General features: G+C 65.5%; 13 protein-coding genes. 6 read left to right on the forward strand and 7 right to left on the reverse strand.

The genetic code is table 11. The features are described 5' to 3' along the window. Positions 1-71 precede the first annotated feature (71 nt). Positions 72-1,814, forward strand: coding sequence for an amidohydrolase family protein (locus tag Q7U29_RS05710; protein ID WP_304739385.1), 1,743 nt, complete (start codon positions 72-74; stop codon positions 1,812-1,814). A 123-nt stretch (positions 1,815-1,937) separates the two neighbouring features. Here Q7U29_RS05710 and Q7U29_RS05715 read toward each other — a convergent pair whose 3' ends face one another. Next, positions 1,938-2,900, reverse strand: a complete 963-nt coding sequence (locus Q7U29_RS05715; protein WP_304739387.1) for a dihydrodipicolinate synthase family protein — start codon at positions 2,898-2,900, stop codon at positions 1,938-1,940. Between the two features lie 195 nt (positions 2,901-3,095). Further along, positions 3,096-6,212, reverse strand: coding sequence for a DNA polymerase I (gene polA / locus Q7U29_RS05720; protein ID WP_304739389.1), 3,117 nt, complete (start codon positions 6,210-6,212; stop codon positions 3,096-3,098). 149 nt (positions 6,213-6,361) lie between these two features. Here polA and Q7U29_RS05725 point away from each other — a divergent pair, with 149 nt between their 5' ends. Continuing rightward, a complete protein-coding gene (locus Q7U29_RS05725; RefSeq protein WP_304739391.1) occupies positions 6,362-6,955 on the forward strand; it encodes a hypothetical protein in 594 nt (197 codons plus the stop codon). A 138-nt stretch (positions 6,956-7,093) separates the two neighbouring features. Here the strand turns inward: Q7U29_RS05725 and Q7U29_RS05730 are convergent, their stop codons facing one another. Beyond that, on the reverse strand, positions 7,094-8,167 hold the full coding sequence (locus Q7U29_RS05730; protein ID WP_304739393.1) for an acyltransferase family protein: 1,074 nt from the start codon (positions 8,165-8,167) through the stop codon (positions 7,094-7,096). A gap of 263 nt (positions 8,168-8,430) precedes the next feature. On the opposite strand from Q7U29_RS05730, the gene Q7U29_RS05735 reads away from it, so the two are divergent. The 4 genes from Q7U29_RS05735 (at position 8,431) to Q7U29_RS05750 (ending at position 14,774) form a co-directional block, all read left to right on the forward strand. After that, the gene (locus Q7U29_RS05735; RefSeq protein WP_304739395.1) at positions 8,431-9,750 is read left to right on the forward strand and encodes a UDP-glucose/GDP-mannose dehydrogenase family protein; all 1,320 of its coding nucleotides are present in this window, start codon (positions 8,431-8,433) and stop codon (positions 9,748-9,750) included. Between the two features lie 167 nt (positions 9,751-9,917). Further along, positions 9,918-12,395 carry an ATP-dependent helicase HrpB gene (hrpB, locus tag Q7U29_RS05740; RefSeq protein ID WP_304739396.1) on the forward strand — a complete coding sequence of 826 codons (2,478 nt, stop codon included), beginning with the start codon at positions 9,918-9,920 and terminating at the stop codon, positions 12,393-12,395. 243 nt (positions 12,396-12,638) lie between these two features. After that, on the forward strand, positions 12,639-13,154 hold the full coding sequence (locus tag Q7U29_RS05745; RefSeq protein WP_304739398.1) for a TIGR02281 family clan AA aspartic protease: 516 nt from the start codon (positions 12,639-12,641) through the stop codon (positions 13,152-13,154). Between the two features lie 120 nt (positions 13,155-13,274). Beyond that, on the forward strand, positions 13,275-14,774 hold the full coding sequence (locus Q7U29_RS05750; RefSeq protein ID WP_304739400.1) for a phosphomannomutase/phosphoglucomutase: 1,500 nt from the start codon (positions 13,275-13,277) through the stop codon (positions 14,772-14,774). A 168-nt stretch (positions 14,775-14,942) separates the two neighbouring features. Here the strand turns inward: Q7U29_RS05750 and Q7U29_RS05755 are convergent, their stop codons facing one another. The 4 genes from Q7U29_RS05755 to Q7U29_RS05770 all read right to left on the reverse strand — a co-directional run bounded on the left by Q7U29_RS05755 (position 14,943) and on the right by Q7U29_RS05770 (position 18,378). Continuing rightward, positions 14,943-16,409, reverse strand: coding sequence for a methyl-accepting chemotaxis protein (locus Q7U29_RS05755; RefSeq protein WP_304739402.1), 1,467 nt, complete (start codon positions 16,407-16,409; stop codon positions 14,943-14,945). A 15-nt stretch (positions 16,410-16,424) separates the two neighbouring features. Next, entirely contained in the window at positions 16,425-16,772 is a 348-nt protein-coding gene (locus Q7U29_RS05760) for a hypothetical protein (RefSeq protein ID WP_304739403.1), read from the reverse strand. A gap of 69 nt (positions 16,773-16,841) precedes the next feature. Continuing rightward, positions 16,842-17,345: an Lrp/AsnC family transcriptional regulator gene (locus Q7U29_RS05765; RefSeq protein ID WP_304739405.1), complete on the reverse strand. Its 504-nt coding sequence runs from the start codon at positions 17,343-17,345 to the stop codon at positions 16,842-16,844. Between the two features lie 70 nt (positions 17,346-17,415). Next, positions 17,416-18,378: a sugar kinase gene (locus tag Q7U29_RS05770; RefSeq protein WP_304739407.1), complete on the reverse strand. Its 963-nt coding sequence runs from the start codon at positions 18,376-18,378 to the stop codon at positions 17,416-17,418. Between the last annotated feature and the right edge of the window lie 53 nt (positions 18,379-18,431).

An 18,431-nucleotide genomic window follows, 5' to 3' on the forward strand; every position in this document is an offset into this window, starting at 1 on the left:
CCGGGCGGTTGACAGGTCAGCGCCGCAACTCATGATGCGGCATAAGAATTCGAACCTCGGGAAGATGCGCCATGGCCTCCAATCCAGATCTCGTGATCCGTGGCGGCAGCATTGCCGACGGCCTCGGCGGCGCACTGTTCGAAGCGGATGTCGCGGTCACCGGCGGCCGCATTGCCGAGATCGGCAGAATCACAGGCACTGGAACCGAAGAGATCGACGCGCGCGGCAAACTGGTCACGCCGGGCTTCGTCGACGTCCATACCCATTATGACGGCCAGGTCACCTGGAGCCAGGACATCACGCCCTCGTCGCAGAACGGCGTCACCACCGCGATCATGGGCAATTGCGGCGTCGGCTTCGCGCCGTGCAGGCCTTCAGATCATGTCCGGCTGATCCAGCTGATGGAAGGCGTCGAGGACATTCCGGAGCCGGTGCTGAGCGCCGGCATTCCCTGGGCCTGGGAGAGCTTTCCGGACTACATGGACTGGTTGTCGCAGCGCCGCTTCGACATGGATATCGGCGCGCAACTGCCGCACGCCGCGTTGCGGGTTTATGTGATGGGCGAGCGCGGCGCCAACCGCGACCCCGCCACGGCGGAAGACAACCGCGCCATGGCCGCGCTGGCCGGCGATGCCGTGCGCGCCGGCGCTTTGGGATTTTCGACCTCGCGCACCCTCAATCACCGCACCTCGACCGGCGACTACACCCCGACGCTGAAGGCCAGCGAGGATGAGCTGACAGCGATTGCCGGCGCCATGCACCGGACCGGCCGCAGCGTGTTCCAGTTCGTGCTCGATCTGTCGACCCTGGACGAAGACCTGCCGATGATGCTGCGGGTGGCGGAGAACACCAAAATCCCGGTGTCGTTTTCGATCACCCAGAACGACAAGGCGCCGCGGCGCTGGCGCCAGACCCTCGACACCATCAACGCGGCTTCCGCGCGCGGACTGTCGATCACCGCTCAGATCGCCGCGCGCCCGGTCGGGTTGCTGCTCGGGCTGGAGCTGTCGCGCAACCCCTTCCAGACCCTGCCGAGCTACAAGGCGATCGCCCATTTGCCGCTGGCCGAGCGGTTGCAGCGGCTACACCAGCCTGAGGTCCGCGCCGCCATTTTGAGCGAGACGCCGACCGCGACCGATGACCCGCTGTTCTTCCGGCCGAACTACGACAAGATGTTCCTGCTCGGCGATCCCCCCGATTACGAGCAGCCGCCGGAGAATACGCTGGGCGCGCAGGCCCGCCGCCAGGGCCGGCAACCGGAAGAACTGGCCTACGAGGCGATGCTGTCGGACCAGGGCCGCGGCATGCTCTACGTACCGTTTTTGAATTACGCCGACGGCAATCTCGACGCCACGCGCGAAATGTTGTGCGATCCGAATTCGGTGCCGGGCCTTTCCGACGGCGGCGCCCATTGCGGCATCATCTGCGACGCCAGCTTCCCGACCTATCTGCTGACGCACTGGACCCGCGACCGCAGCCGCGGCGAAAAACTCTCGATCCCGTTCGTGGTGGCGGCGCAGTCGCGCAAGACCGCGCTGTCGGTCGGCCTCTGCGACCGTGGCGTGATAGCGCCGGGCTACAAGGCCGACATCAACGTCATCAACTACGACAAACTGCATCTGCATCCGCCCAAGGTGCATTACGATTTGCCGGTCGGCGGCCGCCGCCTGCTGCAGCAGGTCGACGGCTACGACGCCACCATCGTGTCAGGCGTGGTGACGCAGCGTCATGGTACGGCCACCGGCGCGCGGCCGGGCCGGCTGGTGCGCGGCGCGCAGGGCGACACGCGGAAATTTGGTGCGGCGGCGGGTTAGGGCCGACGGGAGGGGTTTGCGAAAAATCTCGAAAACAACCCCATGCAATGAAAGCCGGCTCTTACTTCTCCCCTCCCCCCGCGCGGCTCTTCGCCGCGTGGTGGGGAGGGGAGAAGATGCCCACTATGCCGCGTTTCTTCCCTGCGCCGTTTGCGCGCCAAGCAGACCCGCCTCCACCAGCGCTTCCCGAATCCGCGCGATCTCCGCGTCCGATATCTTGACCAGCGGCGGACGCACTGCCGCGCGCGGCAGTTTGCCGAGCAGCACCAAGGCTTCCTTCATGCGGTTGTGCATGTCGATGAAGGGATCGGCGTAGAACACCTGCGCCGTCGGATAGATCCGGTCGTTGAGCCGACGGGCTTCCGCGAGATCGTTGGCCTGAACGGCGCGATAGAGCCGGGCCTGAAGATCGGCGATGACGCTGCCCGAGCCGGACAGCAGGCCGTTGCAGCCGAGCACCAGCGAACTCAGGAGCCAGGCGCTGTTGGTTGTGAGCACATTGATCGGACGCGCGCGCCCCTGCAACGCTCGAATCTGGCCCTCGTGCTGCGGCACCTGTGGCGTCCAGTCCTTGATGGCGCGGATGGTCGGCACTTCGTCGAACAGCCGCTCCAGCGTCGCCAAGGGATAGCCCTGCCCTGTCGCCAGCGGATACTGAAAAACGATCAGCGGCAGGTCGGTCGCATCCGCAATGGTCTTGAAATGCGCCAGCGCCATTTCCGGGGACTGGCCGAGCGTGAAGGGAGCCGGCGGAAAAACCAGCAGCGCCGAAGCGTCGCCGGCCTGCGCCTGGCGGGCGATCCGCGCCGCCTGCAGGCTGCCGTCGGCCCAGACGCCGTGAATAATCGGCAGCCTGGCACCGATTTCCTCGCCTGATATCTCCATAACGCGGCGCTGCTCGTCCTCGGTGCAGGAGGCGACCTCGGTGGAGTGGGCATTGATCGTGATCGCCGACAGGCCCTGCACCGAGCCGACATCGCGCAAGTGCGCCCGAAAGCTCGGCTCGTCGATCGACAGGTCGTCATGGAACGGCAGCAGCACCGCGGGAATGACGCCATGGGGCACGAAATCGGGATGGCGGCTCATGTGGCGTCTCCTTCAGATCTGCTCCCTCTCCCGCTTGCGGGGGAGGCCGGGGTGGGGGTGTCTCCGCAATGCCGGTGCAACTCGAGAGATTTCCCCCGCCCGCCGCGCTCTTGCGAGCGCGTCGACCTAAGAGCGAGCTTCGCTCGTCTCGACCCCCGCAAGCGGGAGAGGTAAGGAAGAGTTCGCCTCATCGACTCAATGCGCCTCGTCCCAATTGTTCGCCGCCCTGGCGTCGACATGCAGCGGCACCGACAGCAGCACCGCCGGGAATGGCGCGTCCTGCATGACATGCTGCACCACAGGAATGGTCGCGGCGACCTCATCATCGGGCACTTCGAAGATCAACTCGTCGTGCACCTGCAGCAGCATCTGCGCCGAGAGTTTCTTTTCGGCGAGCGCCTCTTCCATCCGCGCCATGGCGCGGCGGATGATGTCGGCGGCGGTGCCCTGCAGCCGCGCGTTGATCGCGGCGCGTTCGTTGAAGGAGCGGATCGAGGCGTTGGAAGCCTTGATATCGGGATAGTGGCATTTGCGGCCGAACAGCGTCTCGACATAGCCGTTGGCCCGGCAGAAATCGCGCGTCTGATCCATGTAGGCGCGGATGCCCGGAAAGCGCTCGAAATACTTCTTGATATAGGCGGAGGCTTCCTCGCGGGCGATGCCGAGCTGGTTGGCCAGCCCGAACGCCGAGATGCCGTAGATGATGCCGAAATTGATAGCCTTGGCGCGGCGGCGCACTTCGCTCGGCATGTCCTTGATCGGCACGCCGAACATTTCCGACGCCGTCATGGCGTGAATGTCGAGGCCGTCCTTGAACGCCTGCTTCAGCACGGGAATCTCGGCGATTTCCGCCAGCAGCCGCAATTCGATCTGCGAATAGTCCGCCGACACCAGCTTGTGGCCGGGGGCGGCAATGAAGGCGCGGCGGATTTTTCTGCCGTCCTCGGTTCGCACCGGGATGTTCTGTAAATTCGGCTCGTTCGACGACAACCGCCCCGTGGTGGTCGCCGCCAGCGCGTAGGTGGTGTGGACGCGGTGGGTCTGCGGATGCACGTAGGTCGGCAGCGCATCGGTATAGGTCGATTTCAGTTTTGAAACCTGCCGCCACTCCAGAATCTTTTTGGGAAGGTCGTGGCCCTGCTCGGCGAGTTCGTCCAGCACCTGCGCCGTGGTCGACCACGCCCCGGTCTTGGTCTTGGTGCCGCCGGGAAGGCCCATCTTGCCGAACAGGATGTCGCCGATCTGCTTCGGGCTGCCGACATTGACCGGCTCGCCGGCGATCTCCTGGATCTCCGATTCGACGCGCGCAGCGGTCTGGGCGAAATCGGCCGACAGTCTTGACAGCACCTGGCGGTCGATCGAGATGCCGCGCCGCTCCATCCGCGCCAGCACCGAGATCAGCGGCCGCTCCAGCGTCTCATACACCGTGGTCATGTGTTCGGCGGCCAGCCGCGGCTTCAGCACGCTCCACAGCCGCAGGATCACGTCGGCACTTTCGGCCGAGTATTCGGTGGCCCTGTCGATCGCAACCTGATCGAAAGTCAGTTTCGCCTTGCCGCTGCCGGTCAGTTCGCCATGGCTGATGACGGCGTGGCCAAGCCGGCTTTCGGCCAGCGCATCGAGCGCGTGCGAATTGCGGCCGGCGTCGAGCGCATACGACATCAGCTGGGCGTCGTCGTGGTTGCGCAGGGTGACGCCATGTTGCGCCAGCATCACGGCGTTGAACTTGATGTTGAAGCCGATCTTGAGGATGCCGGCCGATTCCAGCAACGGCTTTAGCGCCTCGATCGCATCGGCGGCCTTGATCTGGTCGGGCGCGAGCCCCGCCGCGAACAGGCCGGAGCCGTCGCCCGATTGCTTGTGCGCGAGCGGAATATAACAGGCGTCGTTCGGCGCCAACGCCAGCGCGATGCCGCACATCTCGGCCTGCATCGGATCGATCGAGGTCGCCTTGGCTTCGATGGCGAAATGGCCGGCGTCGTGCGCCCGCGCGAGCCAGCCGTCGAGTTCGGCGAGCGTGCGGACGGTCAGGTACTTGCTGCGGTCGATCGGCGTCTTTCGCGCCGCCTCGGCGCGCGCGTTTGCGAGCGAAATGGGGTCGCCCTTGAGGCTGCCCGCCTTGTCCTGACGGTCCCCTGGCTTGCGCGGTGGAGCGCTCCCTCTCACGCTTGCGGGGGAGGTCCCGAGCGAGCGAAGCTCGTCTCGAGGGGTGGGGGTGCCTCCGCCTGCGAAATCGAAGAGGCCCCCACCCGCCGCCCTGCGGGCGTCGACCTCCCCCGCAAGCGGGGGAGGCGAGGAGGAGCCTTTGCCACCACTCGTATTATTCGCATCGGCTTCCACATCCGACGGGTCGATCTGCGAATATTCGGCGACGCGGCGGGTCAGGGTGGAAAATTCCATTGCCTTCAGGAACGCGATCAGCTTGCGCGCGTCCGGCTCATGCACCGCGAGTTCGTCGAGCGGCACGTCGAGCTTGACCTTGTCGTCGAGCAGCACCAGCTGCCGCGAGATACGCGCCTTCCCGGCATTCTCGATCAATGACTCGCGCCGCTTCGGCTGCTTGATCTCGCCCGCGCGCGCCAGCAGCGTTTCCAGGTCGCCATATTCGGCGATCAGCTGGGCGGCGGTCTTGATGCCGATGCCGGGCACGCCGGGCACGTTGTCGGTGGAATCGCCGGCCAGCGCCTGCACCTCGACCACCTTCGCCGGCGGCACGCCGAACTTCTCGATCACCTCGGCAACACCGATGCGGCGGTCCTTCATGGTGTCGTACATCGTCACCTTGTCGTCGACGAGTTGCATCAGGTCCTTGTCGGACGAGACGATCGTTGTAGTGGCGCCGCGCTCGCTGGCTTCGCGGGCGTAGGTCGCGATCAGGTCGTCGGCCTCGAAGCCACCCTGTTCGAGGCAGGGCAGGTCGAATGCGCGCACCGCCTCGCGGATAAAGGCAAATTGCGGGATCAGATCGTCCGGCGCCGGCGGCCGGTGCGCCTTGTAGTCGGGATAGAGCTTGTTGCGGAAAGTGACTTCCGACTTGTCGAACACGATGGCGAGATGGGTCGGCCGGTTGTCTGGCGGCATGTCGCGCAGCAGCTTCCACAGCATGTTGCAGAAGCCGAGCACGGCATTGACCTGCAGGCCGTCGGATTTGCGGTTCAGCGGCGGCAGCGCGTGGTAGGCGCGGAAAATATAGCCGGAGCCGTCGACCAGAAAGACGTGGTCGCCCTTGGCCAAGGCCCTTACAGAGGCCTGGACGGCAGAGGCTTTGACGGCAACGGGCTTGGCGGCGGCTTTTGGGGCTGTTTTCGGCATGGCCGCAACTTAGGGATTTTTGCGGGGATTGACAGCCTTCGAAGCCGCGATGTGCCGGGATTTTTCGCAGCAGCCGTTCCCTCGAATCGGTTGCGTCGGCCTCCGTTCCATGAACCCCTGCGGCCCAGGCACGACCGGAAGGATCAACCATGACCGCGCAACTCGACGAACTCTTGGGGAAGCTGCGGGAGGTCCAGGCCGAAATCGAGGTCGAACTGGCGAAACGGAGGGAGGAACTGCGCTTCCATCTCGAAAACCGCCGGATCGTGTTCGAGCGGGAGGTGCTGCGGATCCACCGCGAACTCAAGACCCGGGCGACGCGCTACCTCATCGACGCCAATCCGCTGATGATCCTGAGCGCGCCGGTGATCTATTCACTTGTCATCCCGATCGCGCTGGTTGACCTCTGGGCCATGGCCTATCAGGCGATCTGCTTTCCGATCTACAGGATCCCGAAAGTTCGCCGCCGCGATTACCTGGTGTTCGACCGTCACCATCTCGCCTATCTCAACATCATCGAGAAGATCAATTGCGCCTATTGCTCCTACGCCAACGGCGCGATCGCGTTTGTGCGCGAGGTGGCGGCGCGCACCGAGGTCTACTGGTGCCCGATCAAGCACGCCCGCCGCGTGCTCGGTCCGCACCCGCATTACCAGGGCTTTGCGGATTTCGGCGACGTCGACGCGTTTCGCGGCAAGCTGACCGGGATGAAGGATGGCGTGAAGATCGAGGGGGTTAACTGATCTTGTCGTCGCCCGGCCCTTGACCGGGCGATCCAGTACGCCGAGGCCTCTCGGTTCTATCGCTGCTGCTTCTGGAATACTGGGTCGCCCGGTCAAGGGCCGGGCGATGACAGTTGTGGGTGATGCGCGTAGCGAGATCTACTCCGCCGCCTGCAGCGCCGGCCGCGCCTTCTTCGGCACAACCCAGAATGCGGCCGGGCGTTCGAACAGGAAATTCGCGCCGGCCGCAAGGGCGGCTCGCCAGATTGCTATCGCGCCGACGACGCCGGCGACCGTGACGACAAGCGATATCGTCCCGATGCCGTGAATCAGGCCGGTCTGCAGCAACAGCGTTCGCGTCGCCGCCATCGGCAGGAAGAAGGCGAGATAGATGATGATGGAATGCTCGCCGCAGTAGCGCAGGACCTTCAGCCATTGCATGCGCGCCAGCAGCGTGCCCATGGTGACGATGGCGAGCGCGCCGGCGAGCCCGAGCGCCAGCGAGACCACCGGCCATTCGCTGACACCCAGTTCGACGAGGCCGCCATTGACGAGCGTCCACAGCGCCAGACCCGCCAGCGCCCAGCCGGGACGCGCCCGGGCGCGGTCGGACCATGCGAACACATAGCCCGCGAGCCAGTAACCGGAATAGAAATAGACGAAGCGCGCGGCGAATTCGTCGATCACGGTCCAGCCGGTCGAGATGTGCGCGGCCTCCAGCAGCGCCGCCACGGCCCAGATGGCCAGCGGCGGCATGTGGCGAGTTGCCTTGCTGACCACGAAGCACACCGGCAGCAGATAGATGAACCACAATGTGCCGAATGGCTCGATGAAGGATTGCAGGTACATCAGGCCGACATGGGCCCAGCCGCTCTCGGCGGCAAAGGAGGGCGCCTTGAAGCCGAACTGGATGGTCACCCACAGCACATAGAAATAGGCGAAGTGCACCACCTTGCGGTCGAGATAGGTGCGCCAGTCGCGGTCGATCACGACCGCCAGGAACAGCCCGGAGATCAGGAAGAAATCCGGCATCCGGAACGGTTTGGCGAATGCGACCAGGAAATGCATGAAGCCGGTCTGCCCGGTGGCCGCCTCGACCCCCAGCACCGAATGCATCATCACCACCATGACGATACAGATGCCCTTGGCGTAGTCGACCCAGTCGATGCGCGGCGCGGGCTGCCCTGCAGCCAGGGAACGCTCGGCAACGGCGGATGTGCCGTTTGGTGTCATCGGTGTCCCTTTTCGGCGCGGATTGGGGGCATCTTCGGGCCCCAAAGTTTCGATTGCCTTATTCCTATCAAGGAATGTGCCGTTCTCGCGCCGATGTGATCCTCCCCAGGGGGGCTTGTTGGGCCGCCTTTGGGCGGGTTTTCCTTGTCACAGGAAAATGCTCTAAGACGCGGCGAGAGCCGGGGACGCGGACGCGCTTCGCGCCCTTGGGCGCGCAGACGCGCCTTGCGCCCCTGCGTTAACCATGACGATTTGGATATTTCATGCGCATTGCCATGATCGGCACCGGCTATGTGGGACTGGTGTCCGGCGCCTGCTTCGCGGATTTCGGCCACCAGGTCACCTGCGTCGACAAGGACGTCGACAAGATCGCCAGCCTGCGTCGCGGCGAAATCCCGATTTTCGAGCCCGGGCTCGATGCGCTGGTCGCCGCCAATGTGAAGGCCGGACGGCTGGATTTCACCACCGATCTCGCCGAACCGGTCGCCGCGGCCGATGCGGTGTTCATCGCCGTCGGCACGCCGTCGCGGCGCGGCGACGGCCACGCCGACCTGAGCTACGTCCACACCGCCGCCCGCGAGATCGCCGCAGCGCTTTCCGGCTTCACGGTGGTGGTGACCAAATCGACCGTGCCGGTCGGCACCGGCGACGAGGTCGAGCGGCTGATTCTCGAAGCCAATCCCCTGGCCGAGGTCGCGGTCGCTTCCAATCCGGAATTCCTGCGCGAAGGTGCGGCGATCCGTGACTTCAAGTTCCCCGACCGCATCGTGGTCGGCACCTCGGACGAGCGGGCGCGAAAAGTGCTGGGCGACATCTACCGGCCGCTGTCGCTGAATCAGGCGCCCTTGATGTTCACGGCGCGGCGCACGGCGGAGCTGATCAAGTACGCCGCCAACGCCTTCCTCGCCACCAAGATCACCTTCATCAACGAGATCGCCGATCTCGCCGAAAAGGTCGGAGCCGATGTGCAGGAAGTCGCGCGCGGCATCGGGCTCGACAATCGCATCGGTTCGAAATTCCTGCATGCCGGCCCGGGCTTCGGCGGGTCCTGCTTCCCGAAGGACACCCGCGCGCTTGTAAAAATCGCGCTCGACCACGACGTCCATTTGCGGATCGTCGAGGCGGTGCTGGCGGTCAACGACAACCGCAAGCGCGCGATGGCGCGCAAGGTGTCGAACGCGGCCGGCGGCAGCCTGCGCGGCAAGACCGTCGCCGTGCTCGGCCTCACCTTCAAGCCCGACACCGACGACATGCGCGAGGCGCCCTCGATCCCGCTGGTGACCGGGCTGCTCGACATGGGCGCCAGGGTGCGCGCGCATGACCCGGTCGGCATGGAGCAGGCGCGCCGCGAATTGCCCGATATCGAATATTGCGACGATCCCTACGAGTGCGTGCGCGGCGCCGACGCCATGGTGGTGGTGACCGAATGGGTGCAGTACCGCACGCTCGATCTGGCGCGGCTGAAGCAGGAACTGGCGCAGCCGGTCGTGGTCGACTTGCGCAATGTCTACCGCCCGGAGGACATGGCGGCGCTGGGCTTTACTTATGAGAGCGTCGGTCGCGCGCCCGAGCCCCGGAACTGACGCACTTTCTTCCCTTCTCCCCTTGTGGGAGAAGGTGGCGCGGACAACGTCCGCGCCGGATGAGGGGTCTCTATCCGCGGACACAGACCCCTCACCCGTCGCCTCACTTCGTGAGGCGCCACCCTCTCCCACAAGGGGAGAGGGGAAGAACCCGACGCGAGCCTTGATTGCCCCGCAGCTTCGACACCCCGCTCCCGATCGACGCCGTGCTGGACCAGTTGTCCCGTACGCTCGCGGACAACAACGCCGCGGTGCTGGTGGCGCCGCCCGGCGCCGGCAAGACCACGCGGGTGCCGCTGGCGCTGCTCGACGCGCCGTGGCTGCGGGGCAAGAAGATCATCATGCTGGAGCCGCGCCGGATTGCGGCCCGCGCCAGCGCCGAGCGGATGGCGAAGACGCTGGGCGAACGCGCCGGCGAGACCGTCGGCTACCGCGTCCGCTTCGGCTCCAAAGTCTCGCGCGCCACAAAGATCGAAGTCGTCACCGAGGGCATTTTCTCGCGGCAGATTCTCGACGATCCCGAATTGTCCGGCGTCGCCGCGGTGCTGTTCGACGAATTCCACGAGCGTTCGCTCGATGCCGATATGGGGCTCGCGCTGGCACGCGACGCACAGGTCGGCCTGCGCGATGATCTGCGCATTCTCGTGATGTCGGCGACGCTGGACGGGGCGCGGGTCGCAAAGCTGCTCGGCGATGCCAAGGTCATATCCAGCGAGGGCCGCGCCTTTCCGGTGGAGACCCGCTATCTCGGCCGCAAGGCCGATGCGCCGCTGGAGCGGCAGATGGCCGATGCGATCGCGATGGCGCTGCGCGCCGATCCGGGCTCGGTGCTGGCGTTTCTGCCGGGGGCCGCAGAAATCCGCCGCACGCAAAACTTTCTCGGCGAGCGAATCCACGATGCGTCGATCGAGATCGTGCCGCTGTTCGGCGCGCTCGACGCCGCCGTGCAGGACCGCGCCATTGCGCCGGCGCCGAAAGGCCAGCGCAAGGTGGTGCTGGCGACCTCGATCGCGGAGACCTCACTGACCATCGAGGGCGTCCGCATCGTGGTGGACTCAGGCGTGGCGCGGGTGCCGCGCTACGAGCCGGATATCGGCCTCACGCGGCTGGAGACCGTGCGCGCCTCGCGCGCCGCGGTCGACCAGCGCCGTGGCCGGGCCGGACGCACCGAGCCCGGCGTTTGCTACCGGTTGTGGGACGAGCCGCAGACCGCGTCGCTCGCGGCCTATACCCAGCCCGAAATCCTTTCCGCCGATCTTTCCTCGCTGGTGCTCGACCTCGCGCAATGGGGCGTCAGCGATCCCGCCACGCTGGCGTTCCTCGATCCGCCGCCGGCGCCGGCGCTGAAGGAAGCGCGCAGCCTGCTCGGCGAGCTCGGCGCGCTCGATTCCGATGGCCGGATCACCGCGGAAGGCAAGAGCCTGCGCGAACTGGCGCTGCCGCCCCGGCTGGCGCGGATGATCGTGGATTCGCACCGCCTCGGCGCGGGCGAAGAAGCCGCCGATATCGCGGCGGTGCTGACCGAGCGCGGCCTCGGCGGCGACAGCGTCGATCTCGACGCCAGGCTCGACCAATTTCGCCGCGACCGCTCGCAGCGCTCGAGCAGTGCGCGCTCGCTCGCGCAGCGCTGGGCGTCGCAGGTCGCGGCCACCGAGGGCGCGCCCGCCGAAGACACGTCGCCTTCGACCGGCGTGATGCTCGCGCTCGCCTTTCCTGACCGCGTCGCGCGCAACCGCGGCAATGGCAGTTTTGTGCTCGCCAACGGCCGCGGCGCCGCGGTCGACCAGACTTCCGCGCTGGCGCGCGCGCCCTATGTCGCGGTCGCCGAACTCACCGGCACGGCTGCCAACGGCCGTATCCTGCTGGCGGCGCCGATCCTGCAATCCGATATCGAGCGGCACTTCGCCGACCAGATCGAGAGCGCCGACGAGATTTCCTTCGATCGCGGCGCGATGGCGTTGCGGGCGCGGCGCCGGAAAACCCTGCATGCGATCACGCTGTCGGAAACGCCGATGGCGCTGAAACCTTCGGCGGAAACCGCGCGCGTGCTGGCCGATGGGCTGGTCGCCGTCGGCCTCGACCGGCTGCCCTGGTCGAAGCCGGCAAAGCAGTGGCGAGATCGCGTGATGTTTTTGCGCAAGGCCGAAGGCGAAAGCTGGCCTGACCTGTCGGATGAAGCGCTGGCGCTACAGCGCGAGGCGTGGCTGGTGCCGGCGCTGTATGACAAGACGGCGCTGAAGGACCTTTCGGCCGGCGATCTGTCGGACGCGCTGATGACGCTGCTGCCCTGGGAATTGCGCGCGCGGCTGGAGCGCGAGGCGCCGACCCATTTCGAGGCACCGACCGGCACCCAGCTGGCGATCGACTACGAGGCCGAGCAGGGGCCCACGATCGCGGTGAGACTGCAGGAATTGTTCGGGCTCAACACCCACCCGTCGATCGCCAAGGGCGCGGTGCCGCTGGTGCTTGAACTGCTGTCGCCGGCGCACCGCCCGGTGCAGGTGACGCGCGACCTGCCGGGATTTTGGCGCGGCAGCTATGCGGCGGTGCGTTCCGACCTCCGCGGACGCTATCCGCGGCATCCCTGGCCCGAGGATCCCGCGAGTGCTGCGCCGACAAGGCGGGTGAAGCCGCGGGGGACGTGAGCGGCTGGCCTCAAGCTGTCATCACCCGCGCAGGCGGGTGATCCAGTACTCCGGGACGTCAGCGATAGATCCGAGAGGGCACAGCGTACTGGATGCCCGCCTTCGCGGGCATGACGACTTCAGTGCCCCCGTTAACCCTTCGCTCATCCTTTTAGCCAAAATGGCAGTCTCCGCCGCCGCCATTCGGTCGCGGGCTGGTGGCGGATGTGGTGAGATCGCGGGTCTTCCGAGTGAGTGTGGCGTATGCGTAGCATTATGATCATGGCCGCGTTCCTGGTCGGCCTCGGCACCATCATGGCACAGCTGGCGGACAAGATGACGGCATCGCCGGCGCTCGCCAAAAACGTCGCCCAGAAAGCTCCCGTCGAAGCGCCGGTCCAGACCAGCGGCCGCAGCCTCAGCATTCCGCGCGACGCTCGCGGTCACTTCCAGACCGAGGGCCGGATCGACGGCCAGCGGATCGGCTTCATGGTCGATACTGGCGCCTCCGTGGTGGCGCTGAACGAGAAGTCCGCGGCGCGGTTCGGCTTTCGCCCCAACCGCAGCGATTACACCACGACCGTCTCGACCGCCAACGGCACCATCAAGGCGGCTCGCACGCGGCTCGCCATGGTCGAACTCGACGGCATCGTGGTGCGCGACGTCGATGCCATGGTGCTGCCCGATGAGGCCTTGTCGGAAAATCTGCTCGGCCTCTCGTTCCTGTCGAAGCTGAAGCGGTTCGAGTACGCCAACGGCAGGCTGGTGCTTGAGCAATAGGCAGAATTCGCTGCCAATCCGCCTTATTTAGTCGCCACAACGCCGATCCTGCCTTTCGCCGCGGCCGTGCATTCGCTATGGGTGCGGTGCCCTCTTTTTACCTTTCACCACGAGGCCTGAATGTTTCCGAAGCCGAAACCCGCGCTGGTTCCGAACACCTATGCCTATGAATCCGAGCCGATGGTGAAGGCGACCGGCTTTCGCGAATACGACGCGCGCTGGCTGTTCGGCAAGGAAATCAACCTGATGGGCATCCAGGCGCTGGGCATGGGGCTGGGCGCGCTGATCGCGGAGCTCGGCGTCAAGCAGGAAGTCGTCACCGGGCACGATTTCCGCGGCTATTCCGCCTCGATCAAATACGCGCTGATTTCGGGGCTGCTGGCCTCCGGCTGCAAGGTTCACGACATCGGGCTGTGCATGACGCCGATGGCGTATTTTGCGCAGTTCGATCTCGACGTGCCCTGCGTGGCGATGGTGACGGCGTCGCATAACGACAATGGCTGGACCGGCGTCAAGATGGGCGCCAACCGTCCCATGACCTTCGGGCCGGACGAGATGACCCGGCTGAAGGAGATCGTGCTCAACGCCGAGTTCAACAACAAGGTCGGCGGCTTCTATCAGTTTCACGAGAACTTTCCGGCGCGCTACATCGCCGACCTCACCAAACGCCCAAAACTGAAGCGCAAGCTGAAGGTCGTGGTCGCCTGCGGCAACGGAACCGCCGGCGCGTTCGCGCCGCAGGTGATGCAGGCGATCGGCTGCGAGGTGGTGCCGCTCGACACCGAGCTCGATCACACCTTCCCGAAATACAATCCCAATCCCGAAGACATGGAAATGCTGCACGCGATTCGCGATGCGGTGCTGGCGCACAAGGCCGATGTCGGCCTCGGCTTCGACGGCGACGGCGATCGCTGCGGCGTGGTCGACAATTCAGGCGAGGAAATTTTTGCGGACAAGGTCGGCGTCATGCTGGCGCGCGATATGTCGGCGGTCATCGCGAATGCGGAATTCGTGGTGGACGTGAAATCCACCGGCCTGTTCGTCACCGATCCGGTGCTGCAAAAGCAGGGTGCAAAAGTCACGTACTGGAAGACCGGCCATTCCTACATGAAGCGCCGCACCAACGAGCTGGGCGCGCTGGCCGGCTTCGAGAAATCCGGTCACTTCTTCTTCAACGCGCCGCTCGGCCGCGGCTATGACGACGGCCTGATCTCCGCGATTGCGATCTGCGAGATGCTGGATCGCGCGCCCGGCAAGTCGATGGCGGATCTGAAGGACGCGCTGCCGAAGACCTGGTCGTCGCCGACGATGTCGCCGCATTGCGCCGACGAAACCAAATACGGCGTCGTCGATGCCGTGGTGAAGCATTTCGAGGCGATGCAGAAGCAGGGTGAGAAAGTCGCCGGGCAAAAGATCCGCGATCTCGTCACCGTCAACGGCGTGCGCGTCACCGTCGAGGACGGCAGCTGGGGCCTGGTGCGGGCGTCGTCCAACAAGCCGGAACTGGTGGTCGTAGTCGAGAGCCCGGTCAGCGAACAGCGCATGCACGATCTGTTCGAGGCGATGAACGTGGTGCTGCGGACACATCCCGAAGTCGGCGCGTATAATCAGACGATTTGAGCACTTCCGTCGCAAGCAACGTAAGCGCGATACACACTCAACTCGTCATCCCCGCGCATGCGGGGATCCAGTACGCCGCAGCTTCTCGGCTCTGTCGTCGGCGTCTCTGGAATACTGGGTCACCCGCATTCGCGGGCGACGACAATCGTGGTTGTTCGCGAGCGCGGTCTACGCCGCGCGCACCGATCCGAGGAAGCTGGCGACCTCGAATTTCAGCCGTTCCGACTGCGACGATAGCCCCGTCGCCGCGTCCAGCAGTTTCGACGCCGAACTGCCGAGATCGCTGGAAGCCTCGGCGACGCCGACGATGTTCTCATTGACTTCGCGGGTGCCGTTCGCCGCCTGCTGCACGTTGCCGGAGATTTCGCGTGTCGCCGAACCCTGTTGTTCGACCGCGGTCGCAATGGCGTTGGAGATTTCGTTGATTTCGGCGATGGTGCCGCCGATAGCCTGGATCGCGCTGACGGCCTCGCCGGTCGCCGCCTGGATGCTCTGGATCTGCGACGAGATTTCTTCGGTCGCCTGCGCGGTCTGATTGGCCAGCGCCTTGACCTCGCTGGCGACCACCGCAAAGCCGCGGCCGTGCTCGCCGGCGCGCGCTGCCTCGATCGTGGCATTGAGGGCCAGCAGGTTGGTCTGGCTGGCAATGCTCTGGATCAGGGTCACGACCTCGCCGATCTTGTGGGTTCCGGCAGCGAGGCCCTCGACGACGGCATTGGTGCGGCGGGCCTCGTCGGCGGCCTTTCCGGTAACGGTGGCGGAGCGGGTCGCCTGCTGTGCAATCTCGCTGATCGAGGCGGTCAGTTGCTCGGCCGCCGAGGCCACGGTTCCGACATTGAGCGAGGCCTGGGTCGATGCGGCGGCGGCTGCCGCGGTCTGTCGCGCGGCTGCCCCGCTGCTGTTGCTCATCGACGAGGACATGCCCTGCATTTCGCGGGCGGCCACCGCGACGGCTTCGACGATATGGCCGACCTTGTTCTCGAATTCGGTGGCGAGCCGGCGCATGGCGGCGTCACGCTCCAGCCTGGACTGCTGCTCGGCCTGGCCGCGTTCGGCGGTGGCGCGGGCCTCGGCGGCGGTTGCGGCTTCGACTTCCGCGGTCTTTTGCGCCGTCGTCATGAACAGCCGCTCGAGTTGATAGGCAACCAGCACCAGCACGCCGGCTTCGAGGATGAGAATACCGGCGTGAAGCACCACGCGGCCAAAATCGGCGCCGCCCGGGAAGATCGCCGCCGGAATGATGAAATTCAGCGCCAGATGATGCAGGGCGACAGCAACGGTTCCGGCGAGGATCGGCCTGATGTCGCAATAGGCGACGAGACAGGCCAGCGCCGCGAAGAAGTACATGTGCATGTCGATCTGCCAGGGATGCCCTGCGAGCTCCCAGGTAAACACCGAAACCCCGCCCATCAGCGCGACGGCGACCACGAGGCTGGTCGAAAGTCCGTTGCCTGCGGCGCGCCACGACAACGTCGCCGCGGCGGCGAAGGCGGCCGTGAGAAGGGTCGGTATCAGCCAGGCGCCGCGCGCCATGCCGACGGCCATCGCAATCGGAACATGCAGCCAGAGCAGTGCGATCAGCGCCTTGCTGGCGGTTTCACGCAAAGCGTCGAGATCCTTGCTGCCGATATACATGCTCAGATTTCCTTCTCAGATTTCTTTGGCAGGGGTGTTGAAGCAGGCCGCAATGGCCTGGGGATCGATCGTCAGCCACGCGCCGGCCTGGCGCAAACGGCTCAGGCCTTCCTGATCGGTCGGCCTGACCACGACGATGGCTGCAAGGGCGGTGGTTCTGACGATCGCGGCGTCAGCGGAGGCGGCGGCCTCGAAAATTTGCTGGGTGTTCCACCAGGGCGGAAAGGCGACAGCCACGATTTCGGCGCCGGGCCGAACCTGGAGCGAGAGCGCGGCGACCGCGACGACGCTGGCAAGCAGCAAGGCTGTGGCATTGAGCCAGGCCGGCCAGCGAGAGGTGATGATATCCCGGTCCGTGCCCATACCGACTGGTTAGCGCGACAAAGCTAATTTCGGATGAACATCCGGAGGGAGAACTACGGAGGATGCCTGTCAGGCCACCGCCGGAACCGGCAGCGCCGTCACCGACTTGATCTTCTCCATCGCAAAGCGCGAGGTGACGTTCTTCAGCGGCACCGCGCTGATCAGCTTCTTGTAGAACACGTCATAGCTCGCCATGTCCGCGACCACGACGCGCAGCATGTAGTCGACGTCGCCGGCCATGCGATAGAACTCCATAACCTCCGGCATCGCGCTGACGGCGCCGGCAAAGGTCTTGAGCCAGGCCTCGGAATGATCGGCGCTCTCGACCGAGACGAACACCGTGATGCCGAGCCCGATCTTGTTCTGGTCGACCAGGGCGACCCGGCGCAGGATGACGCCGTCGGCCTCCAGCCGCTGGATGCGCTTCCAGCACGGGGTCGACGACAGCCCGACGCGGTCGCCAATCTCGGCGACCGAGAGCGAAGCGTCTTCCTGCAGCACGGTCAGGATCTTGCGGTCGATGGCGTCGAGGCGGCGGTTGGGCTCGGTGATCTGAGGGGCAATGTCGGTCATGAGAAGAACTTTGTTCCATCTGGGGAGCTAATCACCCTCATATAGAGAAAAATCTTCTATGACAAGCCTGCTATTGGCCGCCCTGGGCCGGAGCGGCAGGCTGGCTCTGGCTCAAAAGCTGTTCCACTTCAACACGTTGCGGGGCGGCAAAGGCGCCGCCATGGCGGGTACATTTCAGCGCCGCGGCGGCGGAGGCGAATCGCAGCGCCTGCCGCAATTCCTGCTTTTCGGTGATCGCGAGCGCGAACGCGCCATGGAAGACATCGCCGGCTCCCAGCGTGTCGACGGTGTGGACCGGGAAGGCCGGCGTCTCCTGCAGATGGCCCTGCTCGTCGAGCCAGATCGTGCCTTTCGGCCCGCGCGTCCCAGCCAGGAATGACGGCGTCAGTTTTGCAATCTTTTTCAGCGCCTCGCCGTCGTCGGCGATGCCGGCGGTCTCCTGTAAGGGCTCGCTCGAGAACACCAGATGCGATGAGGCATTCAGCAGGCCCTCGCGCAGCGACATTGCGCGGTCGACGTCCACCACCACGGGAATGCCGCGGCGGCGTGCCTCGGCGCACAAATCCGTGCAGAATTCCGCGGCGCGGCTCTCGGTGAGGATGGCGGCGCAATCCTCCAGCAATTTCTCGGGGCTGGGCAGCCGCACTTTCCAAAGCTCCGGATCGCGGAAGGTCACGATGGTGCGTTCGCCGCTGGGATCGACCATGACGGTCGAGATCGGCGTCACCAGCCCCGGCATGTGCATGATGTGCCTGGTCTCGATGCCTTCATGCGCGAGTTTTTCGAAGATGAAGCGGCTGGATGCTTCACGGGCGTCGCCCATCGGGCCGCAGATCGAGGCGCGCCCACCGAGGCGGACAATGCCGATCGCGGCGTTGAGCGCGTTGCCGCCGCAGATTTCGTCGAAATGAGTAGCGTTCTCCTTGGAACCGCGCGCCGGGACGCCGCTGACGCGGAACGTCAGGTCGCGCACCGGCATGCCGATGCAAAGGATGCGCGGCGGGATTTTTGGCGCGGCATCGTGAAAGTTCATGCGGGAATCCGTCATAGCGGCTCCGCGTTCTGCCGGAACCTGTGTCCGGGGGT

Origin of the sequence: Bradyrhizobium sp. (assembly GCF_030654605.1) — a bacterium.
GTDB lineage: Bacteria > Pseudomonadota > Alphaproteobacteria > Rhizobiales > Xanthobacteraceae > Bradyrhizobium.

Bases quoted from the DNA above. Each gene is read 5' to 3' on its own strand.
- Q7U29_RS05710 (WP_304739385.1), top strand. From the start codon at position 72: ATGGCCTCCAATCCAGATCTCGTGATCCGTGGCGGCAGCATTGCCGAC.
- Q7U29_RS05715 (WP_304739387.1), bottom strand. From the start codon at position 2,900: ATGAGCCGCCATCCCGATTTCGTGCCCCATGGCGTCATTCCCGCGGTG.
- polA (WP_304739389.1), bottom strand. From the start codon at position 6,212: ATGCCGAAAACAGCCCCAAAAGCCGCCGCCAAGCCCGTTGCCGTCAAA.
- Q7U29_RS05725 (WP_304739391.1), top strand. From the start codon at position 6,362: ATGACCGCGCAACTCGACGAACTCTTGGGGAAGCTGCGGGAGGTCCAG.
- Q7U29_RS05730 (WP_304739393.1), bottom strand. From the start codon at position 8,167: ATGACACCAAACGGCACATCCGCCGTTGCCGAGCGTTCCCTGGCTGCA.
- Q7U29_RS05735 (WP_304739395.1), top strand. From the start codon at position 8,431: ATGCGCATTGCCATGATCGGCACCGGCTATGTGGGACTGGTGTCCGGC.
- Q7U29_RS05745 (WP_304739398.1), top strand. From the start codon at position 12,639: ATGCGTAGCATTATGATCATGGCCGCGTTCCTGGTCGGCCTCGGCACC.
- Q7U29_RS05750 (WP_304739400.1), top strand. From the start codon at position 13,275: ATGTTTCCGAAGCCGAAACCCGCGCTGGTTCCGAACACCTATGCCTAT.
- Q7U29_RS05755 (WP_304739402.1), bottom strand. From the start codon at position 16,409: ATGTATATCGGCAGCAAGGATCTCGACGCTTTGCGTGAAACCGCCAGC.
- Q7U29_RS05760 (WP_304739403.1), bottom strand. From the start codon at position 16,772: ATGGGCACGGACCGGGATATCATCACCTCTCGCTGGCCGGCCTGGCTC.
- Q7U29_RS05765 (WP_304739405.1), bottom strand. From the start codon at position 17,345: ATGACCGACATTGCCCCTCAGATCACCGAGCCCAACCGCCGCCTCGAC.
- Q7U29_RS05770 (WP_304739407.1), bottom strand. From the start codon at position 18,378: ATGAACTTTCACGATGCCGCGCCAAAAATCCCGCCGCGCATCCTTTGC.